Source organism: Geodermatophilus sp. URMC 62 (genome assembly GCF_052931475.1).
This window is the reverse complement of record NZ_JBRFHY010000001.1, coordinates 2495775-2510646: the sequence shown is the minus strand read 5'-3', so window position 1 is coordinate 2510646 and position 14872 is coordinate 2495775. Positions and strand designations below refer to the sequence as shown.

General features: G+C 75.0%; 13 protein-coding genes. 4 read left to right on the top strand and 9 right to left on the bottom strand.

Going from position 1 to position 14872, the window contains the following annotated elements:
* Positions 1-6 precede the first annotated feature (6 nt).
* The 7 genes from rsmA to ACU616_RS12070 form a co-directional block, all read right to left on the bottom strand.
* Positions 7-909, bottom strand: a complete 903-nt coding sequence (gene rsmA / locus ACU616_RS12100) for a 16S rRNA (adenine(1518)-N(6)/adenine(1519)-N(6))-dimethyltransferase RsmA (RefSeq protein ID WP_446758708.1) — start codon at positions 907-909, stop codon at positions 7-9.
* Positions 879-1982 (bottom strand): ubiquitin-like domain-containing protein, encoded by a 1104-nt coding sequence (locus tag ACU616_RS12095; RefSeq protein ID WP_446758707.1) that lies wholly within the window; start codon positions 1980-1982, stop codon positions 879-881. The genes rsmA and ACU616_RS12095 overlap by 31 nt, the downstream gene beginning before the upstream one ends.
* Positions 1983-2327: 345 nt before the next feature.
* The gene (locus ACU616_RS12090; RefSeq protein ID WP_446758706.1) at positions 2328-3167 is read right to left on the bottom strand and encodes a hypothetical protein; all 840 of its coding nucleotides are present in this window, start codon (positions 3165-3167) and stop codon (positions 2328-2330) included.
* Between the two features lie 139 nt (positions 3168-3306).
* A complete protein-coding gene (locus ACU616_RS12085) occupies positions 3307-4209 on the bottom strand; it encodes a TatD family hydrolase (protein WP_446758705.1) in 903 nt (300 codons plus the stop codon).
* 73 nt (positions 4210-4282) lie between these two features.
* The gene (gene metG, locus ACU616_RS12080) at positions 4283-6076 is read right to left on the bottom strand and encodes a methionine--tRNA ligase (RefSeq protein WP_446758704.1); all 1794 of its coding nucleotides are present in this window, start codon (positions 6074-6076) and stop codon (positions 4283-4285) included.
* Between the two features lie 42 nt (positions 6077-6118).
* A complete protein-coding gene (locus ACU616_RS12075; RefSeq protein ID WP_446758703.1) occupies positions 6119-6736 on the bottom strand; it encodes a hypothetical protein in 618 nt (205 codons plus the stop codon).
* A gap of 100 nt (positions 6737-6836) precedes the next feature.
* Entirely contained in the window at positions 6837-8357 is a 1521-nt protein-coding gene (locus tag ACU616_RS12070) for an amino acid permease (protein ID WP_446758702.1), read from the bottom strand.
* Between the two features lie 151 nt (positions 8358-8508).
* Between ACU616_RS12070 and corA the strand changes: the two genes are divergently transcribed.
* Positions 8509-9603, top strand: a complete 1095-nt coding sequence (gene corA, locus ACU616_RS12065) for a magnesium/cobalt transporter CorA (RefSeq protein WP_446758701.1) — start codon at positions 8509-8511, stop codon at positions 9601-9603.
* Between the two features lie 36 nt (positions 9604-9639).
* On the opposite strand, the gene ACU616_RS12060 is transcribed toward corA, so the two are convergent.
* Together ACU616_RS12060 and rsmI are read right to left on the bottom strand one after the other, a co-directional pair.
* Positions 9640-10554 carry an endonuclease domain-containing protein gene (locus tag ACU616_RS12060; protein WP_446758700.1) on the bottom strand — a complete coding sequence of 305 codons (915 nt, stop codon included), beginning with the start codon at positions 10552-10554 and terminating at the stop codon, positions 9640-9642.
* A 123-nt stretch (positions 10555-10677) separates the two neighbouring features.
* Positions 10678-11517: a 16S rRNA (cytidine(1402)-2'-O)-methyltransferase gene (gene rsmI, locus ACU616_RS12055; RefSeq protein ID WP_446758699.1), complete on the bottom strand. Its 840-nt coding sequence runs from the start codon at positions 11515-11517 to the stop codon at positions 10678-10680.
* Positions 11518-11570: 53 nt separating this feature from the next.
* On the opposite strand from rsmI, the gene ACU616_RS12050 reads away from it, so the two are divergent.
* From ACU616_RS12050 to ACU616_RS12040, 3 genes are read left to right on the top strand one after another with little or no spacing between them, the layout of a single operon-like run.
* Positions 11571-13100 carry a dolichyl-phosphate-mannose--protein mannosyltransferase gene (locus tag ACU616_RS12050; protein WP_446758698.1) on the top strand — a complete coding sequence of 510 codons (1530 nt, stop codon included), beginning with the start codon at positions 11571-11573 and terminating at the stop codon, positions 13098-13100.
* A 46-nt stretch (positions 13101-13146) separates the two neighbouring features.
* Complete coding sequence (locus ACU616_RS12045; protein WP_446758697.1) at positions 13147-13584, top strand: MarR family winged helix-turn-helix transcriptional regulator; 438 nt, start codon at positions 13147-13149, stop codon at positions 13582-13584.
* The gene (locus ACU616_RS12040; protein WP_446758696.1) at positions 13581-14861 is read left to right on the top strand and encodes an MFS transporter; all 1281 of its coding nucleotides are present in this window, start codon (positions 13581-13583) and stop codon (positions 14859-14861) included. Before ACU616_RS12045 ends, ACU616_RS12040 begins: the two co-directional genes overlap by 4 nt.
* The last annotated feature ends 11 nt before the right edge of the window (positions 14862-14872 follow it).

The following is a 14872-nucleotide window of genomic DNA, read 5'->3' as shown; positions in this document are numbered from 1 at the left end:
GCCGGCTCACGGGGTCACCGGCGCCGTCGCGGCCAGCCGGGCGAAGTCGGTCACCGACAGCTGCTCGCCGCGGGTGGCCGGGTCGATGCCGGCCGCCCGCAGCCGCGCCTCGGCCGCGGCGGGGCTCCCGGCCCACCGGGCCAGGGCGGCGCGCAGGCCCTTGCGGCGCGTGGCGAAGGCGGCGTCGACGACGGCGAAGGTGGCGGCGCGGTCGCCGGGCGGTGGCGGACGGCGGTCGAGGGCGACCAGACCGGAGTCGACGTTGGGCTCGGGCCAGAAGACGCGGCGGCCGACGCTGCCGGCGCGGCGGACCTCGCCGTACCAGGCGGCCTTCACCGACGGGACGCCGTAGGCGGTGCTCCCCGGCGGGGCGGCCAGCCGCTCGGCGACCTCGGCCTGGACGAGCACCAACGCCCGCCGCAGCGAGGGCAGCAGCTCGAGCAGGTGCAGCAGGACGGGCACCGCCACGTTGTACGGCAGGTTGGCCACCAGCGCAGTGGGCGGGGGGCCGGGCAGCTCCGTCACCCGCAGCGCGTCGGCCTCGACCACGGTCAGCCGGCCGGCGAGGTCGGGACGCCGCGCGGCCACCGTCTGCGGCAGCCGGGCGGCCAACCTCGGGTCGATCTCGACGGCGGTGACGGCGGTGGCGGCCGGCAGCAGCCCCAGGGTCAGCGAGCCCAGGCCCGGCCCGACCTCGAGGACGACGTCGTCGGGCCGCAGCTCCGCGGTGCGCACGATCCGCCGGATGGTGTTGGCGTCGTGCAGGAAGTTCTGCCCGAGCGTCTTGGTGGGGCGCAGGTCGAGCTGCTGGGCCAGGTCGCGGATGGCGGCCGGGCCCAGCAGCCCGTCGGTCTGCTCCGGGGTGCTCAGCGGACCGCTCAGTCGAACAGGTGGTGCCCGCAGCCCCACTGGCCGGCGCCGGAGCGCGCGTAGAGCATCTGCGCGCGGAGGGTCTGCTCGGCCACGGAGGCCGCGGCGGGGTCGCCGGCCCCGCCCACGGACGCCCACGTGGAGCGGGAGAACTGGTAGAGGCCGCGGTACGTGCCCGAGGAGCTGACGGCGTCGGGCCGGCCCCCGGACTCGCACTGGGCGAGGGCGCCCCAGTTGAGACCGTCGGCGCTCGCCGGGACGCTGCCGGTCGCGGCGGCGGGGCGCTCCTTGGTGCCGACGCTGACGAGCTCGTCGACCGGCTCGCGGGTGACGGTGGTGGCGAGCTGCTCGCGGGCGGTCTGCACGCCGTCGACCACGGTGATCCGGACGGTGGTGGACTGCTCGCCCTCCACGCCCTCCTGGGTGACCGTCTCCTCCCCCTCGAGGGCCTCGGGGTCCTCGGTCTCGACGGTCCGGTAGTCCAGCGGGCTGGTCTCGACGACCTCGGTCACCTGCACCCGGTACACCTGCAGCCGCATCCCGGCGAGCAGCGGCTGGGCCGGGTAGAGGCTGGTGCGGTCGTCGGCGCCGAGGGTCACGCCCTGCTCGGCGAGCAGGTCGGCGGCGGTGGCGGCGGTCGTGGTGACGACGCGGGAGGCGCCGTCGACGACGAGCGTGACGTCCTTCGGCGTGGAGATCGACAGCGCCATGCCGTCGAGCGGGAGGCGCTCGCTGCGGCTGGCCGACAGCACGAGGTCCTCCGCCCGGTAGCCGAGCTGCTCGAGCGCCTCGTCCACCGACAGCGCGGTCACGTACACCTCCTTGGCCACCCCGTCGACGGTCAGCTGCAGCGGCCGGGCGCGGTTGAGGACGACCGCGTCGCCGTCCCCGACGGTGGCGTCGAGATCGGGGAGGACGACGTCGTGCGCCTGCGTCTGCAGCCCCTCCTCGTCGAGCACCTCACCGACCGTGTCAGCGTAGGTGCTGACCTCGCGGACCTGCCCGTCGATCGTCAGCGTCACCGACTTCTGCGCGGCGAACCAGGCGTAGGAGCCGCCCACCAGTCCGGTCAGGACCAGGGCGGAGAGGGCGAGCTTCAGCGTTCGGGGCACGGCACTTCCACGGGGTCGAGGGGCGCCGGGCGGAAGCGATCGCAGGACGCGCGGCAGCCGGCCACGAGGGGGGACCCAGGGCCGTCGGACGGCGCCCGGACGATCCCCCTCCCGGCTGTCGGTCACGACACGATAACGAGCTCGGTGCGTCTAGAAACGGTGCGCACGGAGTCAAGCAGGTGATCGACACGTCGATCCGACACCACGCCGACACGGTGGGTGACGGACGCGCCTCTCGGGACGCGTGTGCCAGCCGGGATCAGTGAGGTGGAGCCGTGATCGAGGTCACGGTGTCACCCAGGGGCAGCGGGCGGCGTCCCGGGCCGGGTCGGGACGCCGGCTCCCTCAGCCGGCGAGGGCGCGCGCGTCCGCCCGCACCGGGCGCAGCCAGGTCAGCAGGAAGCCGGCGACCGCGATGCCCGCGGCCAGGCTCGCGAAGCCCCCAGCGACCAGCGCGACGGGGAGGAGGTCGACGTTCTCGGTGACGCGGTCACCGAGGTCGATGCCCGCGGCGAGCAGCAGGGTGCCCAGCGGCAGCAGGGCCAGGACGCTGCTCGCGGCGGTGACCAGGTGCGCCGTCCACGTGCGCAGCGCCTCGTCGACCGGCACGTCGGCGCCCTCGGCCGGCAGCGGCCGGACGAGCACGCGCAGCAGCGCGACCTCGGCCAGCAGCCAGGCCAGCAGCGGGACGACGAGGGCCACCCAGCCGACCGTGTCGGGCAGGTCGCCGCGCTGCCACATCAGGGCGGCGACGACGACCTCCGCGGCGACGACGGCGCGCATCGTCCACAGCAGCCACGGCGAGACCTGCTCGGCGCGGCGGGGACGGCGGGCGGGGTCGGAGAGCCGCCAGCGCGGCCGGGGGCGGGTCGCCTCGGCCAGCACCACCCCGGTGAGCAGCCCGACCACCAGGGCCGGCAGCCAGAGGAACACCGAGGCCTCGGCGAACATCCACACGCTCGCCCCGATGCCGAGGACGCCGAGCACCAGGCCCAGCCGGCGCACCCGCCGGCCGTGCTGCGCCTGCCGCTGCAGCGTGGCGACGCCCTCGGGGGTGGGAGTGGCGAACTCGACACCGGCCGACGCGACGGCGCGGCGGCCGGCCGCCAGCGCCCACTCCCGGGCGAGGAGCACACCGGGCACCAGGACGGCGATGAAGAGAACCACGGCGATGAGGCGTCCCACGGGGACCAGTGTGCCCCGCCTCCCGGCTCGCCGGTCGCCCCCGCCGCGGCGCCCCGCACCGGGCTGAGTACCCCTCCCGCTCGCGGGGGTGAGCGGCACGGGGGCAGCGCGGCCCCGCTGCAGGGGCCCGCGCCGAGCGTCAGCGAGGGGTGGGGGGCAGCGGGGTCCTTCCCCAGGTGCCGAAGACCCGTTCGGCGGTGCGGGTGAGGGTGTCGCACAGCTGCGCGAGCTCCACGCCGGTGACCTCGGCCAGCGCCCGGACCGTGTGCGGCACCAGCCGCGAGGCGTTGGGCCGGCCGCGGTGCGGCACCGGGGTGAGGAACGGCGAGTCGGTCTCGACGAGCAGCTGGTCGACCGGCGTGAGGGCCGCGGCCTCGCGGAGGTAGCCGGCGTTGCCGAAGGTCAGCGTGCCGGCGAAGGACAGCACGTGGCCGCGCTCGACGCACGCCTGCGCGAAGGCGGCGTCGCCGGAGAAGCAGTGGAAGACGGTGTGCTCGGGCGCGCCCTCGTCGTCGAGCACCCGGAGGATCTCCTCGTGCGCGTCGCGGTCGTGGACGACCAGCGCGACGCCGTGCTCCTTGGCGATGCGGACGTGCGCCTGGAACGACGCCTCCTGCGCCGCCCACCCCTCGGGGCCGGTGCGGTAGCGGTCCAGGCCGGTCTCCCCCACCGCCCGCACCCGCGGCAGCGCGGCCAGGCGGTCGATCTCGGCCAGCGCCTCGTCGTCGGCGAGCCCGGCGCCGGCCTCGTTGGGGTGGACGGCGACGGCGGCCAGCACGCCGGGGTGCCGCGCGGCCAGCTCCGCCGACCACCGCGACGAGGGCACGTCGACGCCCACCTGCACCAGGCGGGTCACGCCGACGGCGGCCGCGGCGGCGATCTCGGCGTCCACGGCGTCGTCGGCGGCCGGCTCCTCGGTGCGGAAGCCGTTGAGCACGATGTCGAGGTGCGTGTGGCTGTCGACCGCCGGGGCCGGCAGCGGCTCCGGGGACGGCGGCGGCTCGCCCCGCCGGTTGGCGCGGGAGGCGGCCGAGCGGCTCACACCGACCCCTCGCCGGCGCTCGGGCCCGGCTCTCGCCGGGCTGCTCGGTCCACCGGTGAGCTCGCGAACTCGCTCACTGGCCGCCCTCGAGCCGGGCGAGCTCGTCGGCGACGATCGACTCGTCGAGCTTCCTGAACACCGGGGTGGGCGGCGACAGCGGCGTCCCGGGGGGCAGCGGGCGGGAGGCCCACACGGCCTGGCCGTCGGAGTGGTCACCGGTGATGATCGGGTACGGCGAGCCGTCGTCGAGGTCGGTGACCTCCTCGATCCGCGGCTCCGGCGACCACACGCCGGTGCCGCCGAGCAGCTCGTGCACCTTCTGCGCGGAGTGCGGGAGGAACGGGGTGAGCAGCGCGTTGCAGTCGCTGACCGCCTGCAGCGCGGTGTGCAGCACGGTGTCCCGGCGGGCCGGGTCCTCCTTGAGCTTCCACGGCGCCTGGTCGGAGAGGTACTTGTTGGCCTCGCCGACCACCCGCATCGCCTCGGTGGCCGCGGCCTTCTGCCGGTTGCGCGAGAGCAGCTCCCCGACCGGCCCGAAGGCGCCCTGCGTGGCCGACAGCAGCGCGCGGTCGGCGTCGGTGAGCTCGCCCGGCGTCGGGACGGCGCCGACGTTCTTCGCGGCCATCGACACCGTGCGGTTGACCAGGTTCCCCCAGCCGGCGACCAGCTCGTCGTTGTTGCGCCGCAGGAACTCCGCCCAGGTGAAGTCGGTGTCCTGGCTCTCCGGCCCGGCCGCGGCGATGAAGTAGCGCAGCGCGTCGGCGTCGTAGCGGGCCAGGAAGTCGCGCACGTAGATGACCACCTGGCGGGAGGAGGAGAACTTGCGCCCCTCCATCGTCAGGAACTCGCTGGAGACCACCTCGGTCGGCAGGTTGAGCCGGCCCAGCGACCCCGGCGTCCCGCCCCTGTCGCCCTCGCCGTCGTACCCGAGCAGCTGGGCGGGCCAGATCTCGGCGTGGAAGACGATGTTGTCCTTGCCCATGAAGTAGTAGGCGTCGGCGTCCGGCGTCTGCCACCACTGCCGCCAGGCGTCGTCGTCGCCGGAGCGGCGGGCCCACTCGATGGAGGCCGACAGGTAGCCGACGACGGCGTCGAACCACACGTAGATGCGCTTGTCGGGGCGGTCGCGCCAGCCGTCGAGCGGCACCGGGACACCCCAGTCGATGTCGCGGGTGTAGCTGCGCGGCTTGAGGTCGGTGAGCAGGTTCTTCGCGAAGTTGAGGACGTTGGGCCGCCAGCCGCGCCGCGAGTCCAGCCACTCGCCCAGCGAGCGGGTGAACGCCGGCAGGTCGAGGAAGTAGTGCTCCTCCTCGACGAACCTGGGCGTCTCGCCGTTGATCCGGCTCCGCGGGTTGATGAGGTCGACCGGGTCGAGCTGGTTGCCGCAGTTGTCGCACTGGTCGCCGCGGGCGCCGTCGTAGCCGCAGATCGGGCAGGTGCCCTCGATGTAGCGGTCGGGCAGGGTGCGCCCGGTCGAGGGGCTGATCGCGCCGAGTGTCGTCTTGGGGAAGACGTAGCCGTTCTTCAGCAGGCCGAGGAAGATCTCCTGGCTGATCGCGGCGTGGTTGGCCGTCGTCGTCCGGGTGAACAGGTCGTAGGACAGCCCGAGCGACTGCAGGTCGCCGACGATGACCCGGTTGTTGCGGTCGGCGATCTCCCGCGGGCTGACGCCCTCGGCGTCGGCGGCGACGGTGATCGGCGTCCCGTGCTCGTCGGTGCCGCTGACCATCAGCACCCGGTCGCCCACCATGCGGTGGTAGCGGCTGAAGACGTCGGAGGGGACGCCGAAGCCGGAGACGTGGCCGATGTGCCGCGGGCCGTTGGCGTAGGGCCAGGCCACGGCGGTCAGGATGTGCCGATCACTCACGCCCCGAGCCTAGGTGGCGGCGTCCACCCGGTTCCGCGGCCGTCAGCCGCCGGCGGCCGGCGTGGTCACGGTCGGCGGCTCGCCACCCACCGGGGTGGTGACGGCGAGGGTGCACAGGGCCACCCCGATGAGCGCCACGGTGACCAGCCGCAGCCGCGGGTGGACCACCTGCGCGGGCACGTGCCGCCGCGGGCGCGCCGCGGCGGCCCAGGCGAGGGTGGACGGCGCGGAGGCCAGCAGCAGCTTCCCGACCGGGACGGCGAGGGCGAGCAGCGCCAGCGCCGGCACCGGCAGGCCGTCGAGCACCGGGCCGGACAGCCCGACCACGAGCAGCGCGAGGGCCAGCGCCGCCTCGGCGCAGGCGACGCCGGCCGCGAACGGGAGACCGGGGCCCTCCAGGACCCCCAGCGCCGCGCCCGCGCACGCCACGATCCAGGCGGCCAGCCCACCCAGGACGGCGGCGGCGACGACGCCCGGGGGCCGCGACGCGGCGGCGAGCAGCCCGTCGAGCCCGGTCAGCCCGCCGGCGAGCAGGGCGAGGGACTGCAGCGCGCAGACGGCGGCCAGCGCGAGCACCGGGCCCGGCCGCCGGGGCACGGCGGCCGGGCCGGGGCCCGCTGCGGGGGTCGGGAGGGGGGCGTCGAGGACGCTGGTCGCCACGGGTCTGCTCCTGGCCGGGGACGTCGGTCACCGGTCAGGTCGTCCCGCGGGGCCGGGCGCTGGAGGTGCGGGGCGGGGCCGCTCACCCCGGAGGGTGGGGTCAGCGGCCCCCGCCGCGGGCGGCGCGGTCGGCGACCGCGCGCCGGGCGGCCGCCTCGCCCTCCGCGCCGGCCAGCCGGCTGCGCCGCTTGCCGTAGGTGAAGTAGATGAGGAACCCGAGCGCCATCCAGATCGCGAACCGCAGCCAGGTGTCGGCCGGCAGGTTGAGCATCAGGTAGAGGCAGGCCAGCGCCGAGACGATCGGCAGGACCGGCACCAGCGGCACCCGGAAGGCGCGGTGCAGGTCCGGCCGGGTCCGCCGCAGGACGATGACGCCGAGCGAGACCAGCACGAAGGCGAACAGCGTGCCGATGTTGACCAGCTCGGCCAGCGTCCCCAGTGGGAGGAAGCCGGCCAGCAGCGCCACGAAGACGCCCGTGCCGATGGTGATCTTGTACGGCGTCCCGTAGCGCGGGTGGACGGCGGCCATGCCGGGTGGCAGCAGGTGGTCGCGGCTCATCGCGAACAGCACCCGGGACTGGCCGAGCATCAGGATCATCACGACCGACGTGAGCCCGGCCAGCGCGCCCACGGAGATGAGGCTGGAGACGAACGACAGCCCGACGCTGCTGAACGCCTCGGCCAGCGGCGCCTCGGTGGACAGCTCCGCGTAGGGCTGCATGCCCACGACCACCAGCGACACCGCGACGTAGAGCAGCGTGCAGATGACCAGCGAGCCGATGATCCCGCGCGGCAGGTCCTTGCGCGGGTCCTTCGTCTCCTCGGCCGCCGTGGCGACGATGTCGAAGCCGATGAAGGCGAAGAACACGATCGAGGCACCGGCGATGACGCCGCCCCAGCCGAAGCTGCCCTGGGTGAAGCCGAACAGCTGGATGAGCGGGGCGTGCCAGCCGCCCTCCCCCTCGGCCGCGGGCTGGGCGGGCGGCACGAAGGGCGTGTAGTTCGCGGCCTTCGTGTAGAAGAACCCGAGCACGATCACCAGCAGGACGATGACGACCTTGATCGCCACGATCACGCTGGTCACCCGCGACGAGAGCTTGATGCCGAGCACGAGGACGCCGGTCATGACCAGGGCGATGACGATGGCCGGGATGTTGACCGTGGCGGTCTCCCCCGCGATCGACGTCGGCAGCGGGGTGCCCAGGTCACCCAGCAGCTGGTTGAGGTAGCCCGACCAGCCGACCGAGACCGTCGCCGCCCCGAGGGCCAGCTCCAGCACGAGGTCCCAGCCGATGATCCAGGCGACCAGCTCCCCCAGCGTGGCGTAGGAGAACGTGTAGGCCGACCCGGCGACCGGGACGGTCGAGGCGAACTCGGCGTAGCAGACCGCCGCGAGCCCGCACACGACGCCGGCGATGACGAAGGAGATCGCCACGGCCGGGCCCGCGGTGGTGCTCGCGACCTCACCGGTGAGGACGAAGATGCCGGTCCCGATGATCACCCCGACGCCGAAGACGGCGAGGTCGAGCCCGGACAGGTTCTTCTTGAGCCGGTGTTCCGGTTCCTCGGTGTCGCGGATGGAGTCCTCGACGGACTTCACGCGGCGGGCCCCTGCGGCCACGGCGTCCTCCCCCTCGGCGTGCTGCTCGACCTGGCCCCCGTGAGCCCGGCCTCCCGGCCGACCCCTCCGGCAGCGTGGCACGGGCCGGGCCGCCCCGCACGCCTACGCTCTCTCCGGCCCGCCGTCGCGGCGGGACGGGAGGAGGCGCGTGGTGAGCGATCCGCAGACCGACGGCGCGCCCGAGTTGTTCCTGCCCAGTCCCCGCCCGCGACCGGCGGGGGCGTCCCGGCCGGGCCGCGCCCGGCCCCAGGGCACCAGCGCGGTCGTGGACTGCGCGGTCTACGTGCAGGGCCGCCGGGAGCCGCCGGTCGACCCCATGGAGTCCCTCGACGTCGCGGTCGAGCGCGGCGGGTTCGTGTGGCTGGGCCTGTTCGAGCCGACGGAGGCCGAGCTCGGCGCCATCGCCGAGCGCTACGGGCTGCACCCGCTGGCCGTCGAGGACGCCGTCTACGCCCACCAGCGGCCCAAGCTCGAGCGCTACGACGAGGACCTGTTCATGGTGCTCAAGACCGCGCGGTACGTGGAGCACGAGCAGCTGACCGCCACCAGCGAGGTGGTCGACACCGGTGAGGTCATGGTCTTCCTCGGCCCGCACCACGTGATCACCGTGCGGCACGGCGACCACAACGACCTCACCGCCCTGCGGCGCCGACTGGAGGAGCAGCGCGACCTGCTCTGCCACGGGCCGGCCGCGGTGCTGTACGCGGTGGCCGACCTCGTGGTCGACACGTTCGTCGACGTGGCCGAGCAGGTGGCCGACGACGTCGACGAGCTCGAGGCGTCGGTGTTCAGCCCGGAGCGCACCGACGACATCGGGCGGCTCTACCAGCTCAAGCGGGAGCTGATGTCGCTGCGGCGGGCGGTGGGGCCGCTGGAGGTGCCGCTGCAGAAGCTCTCGGAGCGGGCGGTCGACGTCGTCCCCGAGTCGATGCGCTCCTACTTCCGCGACGTGCTCGACCACGCGATCCGGGTGCGCGACCAGGTGGGCTCGCTCGACGAGCTGCTGTCGTCGATCCTGCAGGCCTCGCTGGCGCGCACGTCGATGGCCGACAACGAGGACATGCGGCGCATCTCCGCGTACGCGGGCATCATCGCCGTCCCCACCGCGATCGCCGGGATCTACGGGATGAACTTCGAGCACATGCCCGAGCTGCACTGGCGCTGGGGCTACGCGACGGTGTGGCTGGTCATCGTGGTCGTCTGCTCCCTGCTCTACCGCGGCTTCAAGCGCAACGGCTGGCTCTAGCGGAGGGCGCCTCCGGCCACTGTGCGCCGGTCGGGGTCACGCGTGATCCCGCGAGCCCGACGAGCGCACACTCGCAGCGTCCGCCAGCGCCCGGGCGATGCGGACGACCAGCTCCTCGGGCCGGTACAGGTCCTCGGCGGTCACGAACACCACCCGCCAGCCCGCCGCCTGCAGCCGGTTCAGCCGCTGCCGGTCGCGGGCGAACTGGCCCGGCTCGGCGTGCCACCGCCCGTCGTACTCGACGGCGACGCACACCTGGGGCCAGGCCAGGTCGACGCGCGCGACGAACCGACCGTCCACCCGGACGGTGAACTGCGGGACCGGCGCGGGGAGGCCGCTGCGCGCGACGAGCAGCCGCACCCGGGTCTCCTGCGGGGACTCCGACCGCTCGTCCGCCAGCTCGCAGACACCCCGCGCCCGAGCGCTCCCCCGCCCCGCGGCCTCCGCCGCGCGCGCCCGGAGGGAGGGCAGATCGACCAGGCCCGCCGCCAGGAACCGGTCGACGGCCACCACCGCGTCGTCACCGCTCAGCCGCCGTGCCAGGTCCAGAGCAGTGGCCACCGGCGTGGTCGTGAGGACGCCGTGTCGGCGGAGGACGTCGGTCCTGGCGAGTCGCACCCGGCGCACCGCCAGTCCGCTCGCCCGGACGGGGTGTCGCCCGGGCGGCAGTGTCAGGACGACGTCGTCGTCCGTCCCGGCGAGGTCGACACCCCAGAAGGCGGCCGCACTCGTGCCCGACACCACCGCGCCGGGGAGCACCAGGGAGGCCGCGGCGGACGCACGGAGGACGTGTGTCACCGGGACGTCGCGGTGCAGGTAGACGTCCCGGAACAGGCGCCGCCACGCACGGCTGCGGAGCTGCTCGGGGGTCAGCAGACCGCGGCGGATGGCGTCCGTGCCGCGGAAGGGCAGCCCCAGGAGGCTCGGGGGTTCCGCCGCGGGTCGAGGCACCGCGGCACCGTGCCGCACGGGGAGCCGTTCTCGCCCCCGTCGTCCACAGGTCCGCGTGAGTGTGCGCCCACCGGGGTCTCCGCAGCGGCGATGACCCCGACGACCGCACGGTCGCCCAGCGCCTCAGGAGGGCTTGGCGGCGACGACGGCGTCGTAGACGGTGCGGCGCGGCAGGCCGGTGCGGGTGACGACGGCGCGGATGGCGTCCTTGCGGGTGGCGCCCGCCGCCTCCTCCCCCGCCACGAGCGCGGCCAGCTCGGCGGGGGCGAGCGCCACCGGCGCCGGCGCGGCCCCGGCGACCACCAGCGTGATCTCCCCGCGGACCCCCTCGGCGGCCCACGCGGCCAGCTCGGACAGCGGCCCGCGCCGGACCTCCTCGTGGGTCTTGGTCAGCTCCCGGCAGACGGCGGCCTCCCGGGCGTCCCCGAACGCGGCGGCGCAGTCGGTGAGCGCGTCGGCCAGCCGGTGCGGCGACTCGAAGAAGACCATCGTGCGGCGCTCGTCGGCCAGCCCGGTCAGCCGCGACCGCCGCTCGCCGCCCCTGCGCGGCAGGAACCCCTCGAAGCAGAAGCGGTCCACCGGCAGGCCCGAGACCGCCAGCGCCGTGACCACCGCCGAGGGCCCGGGCACCGAGGTCACGTCGACGCCGGCCTCGATCGCCGCGCGCACCAGCGTGTAGCCGGGGTCGGAGACCGAGGGCATGCCGGCGTCGGTGAGCAGCAGGACGGTCTGGCCCTGGTCGAGCGCCGCCAGCAGCCCGGGGAGGCGGGCCCGCTCGACCGACTCGTGGAAGGTCACCACCCGCCCGGTGAGCGTCACCTCGAGGTCGGTGGCCAGCCGGTGCAGCCGGCGGGTGTCCTCGACGGCGAGCACGTCGGCCTCGGCCATCACCCGGCGCAGCCGCGGGCCGACGTCGCCGGGCTGGCCGAGCGGAGCGCCGCCGAGCACGAGCCGTCCCGTCACGCCCCGAGCCTGTCACGCCGGGCAGGCCGGGGAGCGCACCTACCCTGAGGCGCATGGCGGTCCTGGCTCCCGAGCGCACGGACGCCGGGGACCCGCCGGGGACGCCCTCCCGCGCCACCCGCCGCTGGCCCGCGCCGCGGCCGCGGGTGGACCGCATCCCGCCGCTGCCGGCCGACCGGCTGCTGTCGTGGCTGCTGGCCCTCGCCCTCGGCGTCCTCACGCTGGTCAGCCGGCTGGTCGGCATCGGCTATCCGGACACCCTGCTGTTCGACGAGGCCTACTACCCGCCCGAGGCGCACGACCTGCTGACCTGGGGCCACGAGTACAACCGCGGCTACACGTTCATCGTCCACCCGCCGCTGGGCAAGTGGCTGATCGCGGCCGGCGAGCAGCTGTTCGGCTACGACTCGTTCGGCTGGCGGTTCCCGTCGGCGGTGGCCGGAGCGATCAGCGTCGTCGTCCTCACCCGGCTGGCCCGGCGGCTCACCGGCTCGACGCTGCTCGGGCTGGTCGCCGGCCTGCTGCTGGCCCTCGACGGCTTCCAGTTCACCGTCTCCCGCATCGGCCTGCTCGACGTCTTCCTGCAGGTCTTCGTGCTCGCCGCGGTCGCCTGCCTCGTCGTCGACCGCGACCGGGTGCGGGCCCGGGTCCGCGCGCAGCTGCCGGTGCCGGCCGCGGGTCTCCGGCTCGGCCCGCGCGGCTGGCGGATCGCCGCCGGGTTCCTCTTCGGCTGCGCCTGCTCGGTCAAGTGGAGCGGCGTCTACTTCCTGGCCTTCTGCGCCGTGCTGTCGCTGTTCTGGGACCGCGCCGCGTGGCGGGAGGCCGGCGTCCCGAGGCCGACGGCGACCGCCCTGCGCCGCGGCCTGCCCGGCGCCACCTGGGCGCTCGCGGCGGTCCCGGTGCTCACCTACCTGGCCAGCTTCACCGGCTGGTTCCTCGGCGAGACCGCGCAGGGGCGCTGGTGGGCCCAGCGCAACCCGGACACCGCGTTCCCGTTCGTCCCCGGCGCGCTGCGCTCCTGGTGGCACATGCACGCCGAGTGGTGGCGGTTCCACAACGGCCTATCGACGCCGCACCCGTGGGAGTCGGGGCCCTGGTCGTGGCTGGTCGACGGGCGGCCGATCCTGCTGTGGAACCCGCAGGGCCTGACCGACGCGAGCGGCGGGCAGGTGATCCGCTACATCCTCATGGTCGGGACGCCGACCCTCTGGCTGGCCTTCGCCCCGGCCCTGGTGTGGCTGCTCTGGCGGATCGGAGCCCGGCGCGACCCCGCGGCGGTCCTGGTCGCGGTGGCCGTCGTCGCCGGGTGGGGTACCTGGTTCCTCAACCCCGAGCGCACCATGTTCATCTTCTACACGGCGCCGGTGCTGCCCTTCTTCGTGCTGGCCGTGACCCTCGTGCTGCAGGACGTCCTGGGCCGGCCCGGGGCACCGGCCTGGCGCCGCAGCGCGGGGCTGGCCGCCGTCAGCGGCTACGTCGCCGTCGTGGCCGGCACGTTCGCGTTCTTCTACCCCGTCCTGGCCGGCCGCCCGCTGTCGCACGCCGAGTGGCTGCTGCGGATGTGGTTCCCGTCCTGGTTCTGAGGTCCCGGCTGGCCCGATAGATAGTTGGGGCGTACAACCAATAGTCGTGAGCGCCCCGCCTGTCGACGAGCACCTCGCCGACGTCCTCGTGCGGCTGGGCACCCTGACCGCACCGGACGACGGCCCGTCCCGCACCGCGGCGGCCACCCTCGCCCGCCTGGAGCGCCAGAGCGCGACCCGGGTGACCGAGCTGGCGGCCTCCGAGGGGGTCGCCCAGCCCTCGATGAGCGCGCTGGTGGCCCGGCTGACCGCCCAGGGCCTGGTCCGGCGCGGCGGTGACGCCCGCGTCGTCCTGCTCGGCCTGACCGAGGCCGGCGCCACCGTCCTGGCGCGACGCCGCGCCCGGCGCTCCGCCCGGCTCGACGCCGCGCTCGCGGCCCTCTCCCCCGACGAGGTGCGGCGCATCGCCGACGCGCTGCCCGCCCTCGCCTCCCTGGCCGCCGCGCTGCGCCGGCCCGACCCCACCCCGGAGGTGATCCGGTGAGCTCCGCCGGAGCCAGCACCTGGAGGCAGCCCAAGGCGGTCTACGCCGTCGCCTTCGCCTGCGTCGTCAGCTTCATGGGCATCGGCCTGGTCGACCCGATCCTGCCGGCGCTGTCCGAGCAGCTCGACGCCACGCCGAGCCAGGTCAGCCTGCTGTTCACCAGCTACCTCGTGGTCACCGCCGTGGCGATGCTCGGCACCGGCTGGGTGTCCAGCCGGATCGGTGCCAGGAAGACGCTGATCACCGGCCTGGCGATCATCGTGGTCTTCTCCGCGCTCGCCGGGCTGTCGGGCTCGATCAGCGGCATCGTCGGCTTCCGCGCCGGCTGGGGGCTGGGCAACGCGCTGTTCATCGCCACCTCGCTGGCGGTCATCGTCGCCTCGGCCACCGGGGGCTTCGCCGGCGCGATCGTGCTCTACGAGGCCGCCCTGGGCCTGGGCATCGCGGCCGGCCCGCTGGTCGGCGGCCTGCTCGGCGACATGAGCTGGCGCGGCCCGTTCTTCGGCGTCGCCGTGCTCATGGCCGTCGCGCTGCTGGCCACCGTCGTCCTGCTCGACGAGATGCCCAGGCCGGCGCACAGGACCCCGCTGTCGGCGCCGCTGCAGGCGCTGCGGCACCGCAGCCTGCTGACCATGGGCCTCACCGCGGTGCTCTACAACTGGGGCTTCTTCACGATGCTGGGCTACGCGCCCTACCCGATGGAGCTCGGCGCGGTGCAGCTCGGCTGGGTGTTCTTCGGCTGGGGCCTGCTGGTCGCCCTGTTCTCCGTCGTCGGGGCGCCGCGGCTGCAGGCCCGCTTCGGCACCGCGCCCTCGCTCTACGGCGCGCTCGGCTTCTTCGCCGTCCTGCTGCTGCTCATCGGCCTGTTCACCGACGTCCGCTGGGCGCTCATCACCTGCGTGGTCGCCTCGGGCATCGTGGTCGGCATCAACAACACGCTGACCACCCAGGCGGTCATGCTGGTCTCGCCCGTCGAGCGCCCGGTCGCCTCGGCGGCCTACGGGTTCGTGCGCTTCATCGGCGGCGGGCTGGCGCCGTTCGTGGCCGGCAGGATGGTCGACGCCTGGGACATCCACGTGCCCTTCCTCGTCGGCGCCGGCGCCGTTGCCCTGGGCATCGCCGTGCTGGCCACCGGCCACCGCATGCTGGCCGCGGCCGACGCCGGCCTGTCCGGCGAGGAGCACCTCGACGACGTCGCCGGCGAGGTCGCCGACGAGTTCGGCGGCGCCCCGGCCGCGGTCGACAGCGAGGTCACCGAGGAGCGCGTCCGGGCCTGAGCCCTACGGTG